Raw genomic sequence first — 2682 nt, 5'->3', positions numbered from 1 at the left:
AAAAAAATAAAAAAAGGGGACGCCCTAAAATAGCAGGGCAGGTAAGAGAACCAAACGGACGTATATCACGTGCAAAAGCACTGCGTGAAGCCGTTGATAAATTGGCAATAGAAATGCGTGCAAAACGCTTCGGTTTAACGCTACAAGAGGCAAAAAATCCACTTTCTGGGTCTTATATAGGGCGGCTTTGTTTACAAGGCGTGCTTACACAAGAGCAATATGACGCCGCGCAACAGTATTTACAGATAAGGAATAATTACCTTTGTGCAAAAGGCTTGCCTAATGCAATTTATGACGAAATGCCATCATCATCTGATGATAAGGCAAGAGATAAATGGGTAGAATTTGCAACAGAGCAGTTTATAAACACGCAAGAGGCACTAAAAGAAGCCCAATGCCTCTATAGACAATATAACCTTTATGCAGCGCTACAGTGCCTCGTTATAGAAGATCAAATGCTACCCCACCTTGTGAATTCACTGCGCGTTGCTCTTAATGTGCTTCAGAAACATTTTGATCGTAAATGACAAGCTCTATTACGGTTGCATTATATAGTATATCGTTCGTAAGTTTCCGCAATGTTCACTGAGTTCCTTTAACCATTTATGATCATTTGTTTTCACGTGAGATACTATGTTATCTACTTGTTCTTTTCTGAAATCGTAACGCTTATCTATAGCCGTCATAAATTTTTTTGCATAATAAATCATTGGATCCTCGTTATCATTGACCACGTCGTATGCCCACATAAAATCGCTTTCACTCCAATCATATTCATCGCGTAAACGCTTTATTACATTGGGTAGATCCATTTGCGACATCTCCTTATTATAATCACCCCGCAATAAACTCATAAGGGATGCACAACCAACAACTGATATGTGACGATACAATATATCTTCCTTGTTAAAAAATGAATATTCTCCGCCATTTCTGAGTGAAAGTTCTTCTGCTTTGCGTACCTTTTCAGAATGCATAGAGCCAATATATGATTCACTTACGTATTTATTGTAAAGTTGATTATACTTCTCTATAGTATCTACACTTGTAAACATACGCGTCAATTTGTCTATAAATCCAAATGACGCTGATGCAGGTAGCGCTGATATAGAAAAGAAAGCTATAAATGTTATGATGCGTGTTATGGATAATGATTTCATCATTTTGAACCCTTAATTATTCATAAGTGCTGTTTAACCGATTCTTTTCAAATGTATCAATATGTGTTATTTTTATGTTGACAAAGTGTAGCAAATCGTATTTAATGACAGCACTGTACGTGGTCGTATTGTATCTAAACGAGGGATAGTGCAGTTTGGAATCCCCGCAAATGCGGGGTTTTTTATTATCTGGAGGGCGTATTTTATGACATCAGAAANCCAAAGGCAGGTCAAGGGCGTGTCAAAGGCGTTCCGAATAAGATGACGCGCATTTTAAAAGAAGCAGTGGTTAAGGCTGCTGAGAATGCTGGGAATAAAATTGGCAAGGATGGTTTGATCTCTTATTTGGAAAAGCAGGCTATGGAATGCCCCGCTGCTTATTTAGCGTTGCTTGGTAAGGTGTTGCCTTTACAGGTAACAGGTGAAGATGGGGGAGCCATTAAGGTGATAACGCGTGTAGAAATCGCGCCTTTGGTCAATGACGACACGACAGATTAATATTGTTCCAAAGCTTATACCGATTTTTACAGATAAGGCTTTGGTGCGTGCTGCTTGGGGTGGACGAGGGTCTGGAAAGACAAGATCATTTGCCTTGATGGCTGCTTTAAAAGGCTATCAATTTGGTATGCAAGGGATATCGGGCACTATACTTTGTGCACGTCAGTTTCAGAATTCTTTGGCAGAAAGTTCATTGGAGGAGATTAAACGCGTCATTGAAGCGCACGACTTTTTAAAGGACTATTACAAGGTTGGGGAGTCGTCGATTAAGTCGATAGATGGTCGTATAGCCTTTCAGTTTTCTGGTCTGGACCGCAATATAGCCAGTATCAAGTCTATGGGGCGGATTTTGCTTTGTTGGGTTGATGAGGCAGAGCCCGTTACAGAGACGGCTTGGCAGACGCTTATACCGACTTTGCGAGAAGAAGGAAAAGATTGGAATGCAGAATTATGGGTGACATGGAACCCGTTGCGAGAGAATGCCCCCGTTGAGAAGCGGTTTCGCTTTTCAGACAATGAGGCAATCAAACGTGTTGAGATTAACTGGTCAGACAACCCGAAGTTTCCCAAGATCTTGAATGAAGCGCGATTGGATGATCTGAGAAATCGTCCAGAGACCTATAAGCATATCTGGGAAGGGGCTTATCTTACAGCGGTTCAAGGCGCTTATTATCAAAAGGAAATGTTGGCAGCCGAGCAGGAGGGGCGGATAGGGCGCGTTGCGCGTGATCCTTTAATGCAAATACGCGCCTTTTGGGATATTGGGGGCACGGGTGCTAAGGCAGATGCCACAGCGATATGGATAGCGCAATTTGTTGGCAGAGAGATCAGAGTGCTTGATTATTACGAAGCACAAGGACAGCCGTTATCCGAACATATAGGTTGGTTGCGTCAAAATGGTTATGAGAAGGCATTGATGGTTTTGCCTCATGACGGTGCGACCAGAGACCGTGTACACAATGTGAGTTTTGAGAGCGCTCTTAAACAGGCAGGCTTTCAAACAAAAGTTATCCCTAATCAGGGA

General features: G+C 41.8%; 4 protein-coding genes. 3 read left to right on the top strand and 1 reads right to left on the bottom strand.

The window, feature by feature from the left end:
* A partial coding sequence (locus tag ACFIME_RS04075; protein ID WP_375684535.1) for a hypothetical protein occupies positions 1-527 on the top strand: 527 nt, incomplete at its 5' end.
* A 9-nt stretch (positions 528-536) separates the two neighbouring features.
* Here the strand turns inward: ACFIME_RS04075 and ACFIME_RS04070 are convergent.
* Positions 537-1163, bottom strand: coding sequence for a hypothetical protein (locus ACFIME_RS04070; protein ID WP_375658332.1), 627 nt, complete (start codon positions 1161-1163; stop codon positions 537-539).
* A 186-nt stretch (positions 1164-1349) separates the two neighbouring features.
* Here ACFIME_RS04070 and ACFIME_RS04065 point away from each other — a divergent pair, with 186 nt between their 5' ends.
* Positions 1350-1658, top strand: coding sequence for a hypothetical protein (locus ACFIME_RS04065; protein WP_375684536.1), 309 nt, complete (start codon positions 1350-1352; stop codon positions 1656-1658).
* Positions 1639-2682, top strand: a 1044-nt coding sequence (locus tag ACFIME_RS04060) for a PBSX family phage terminase large subunit (RefSeq protein ID WP_375684534.1), incomplete at its 3' end; no start/stop codon positions are given. The genes ACFIME_RS04065 and ACFIME_RS04060, both read left to right, overlap by 20 nt.

The sequence above is a fragment of the Bartonella sp. AP1QHHD genome (assembly GCF_042196265.1).
In the GTDB taxonomy this organism is placed as follows: domain Bacteria; phylum Pseudomonadota; class Alphaproteobacteria; order Rhizobiales; family Rhizobiaceae; genus Bartonella.
Note: the sequence above shows the minus strand (reverse complement) of the source record. Positions and strands in the feature narration are given on the sequence as shown.

What these genes read in the sequence shown, in the direction of transcription:
- ACFIME_RS04070 (WP_375658332.1), bottom strand. Translation starts at nt 1,163, where the DNA reads ATGATGAAATCATTATCCATAACACGCATCATAACATTTATAGCTTTC.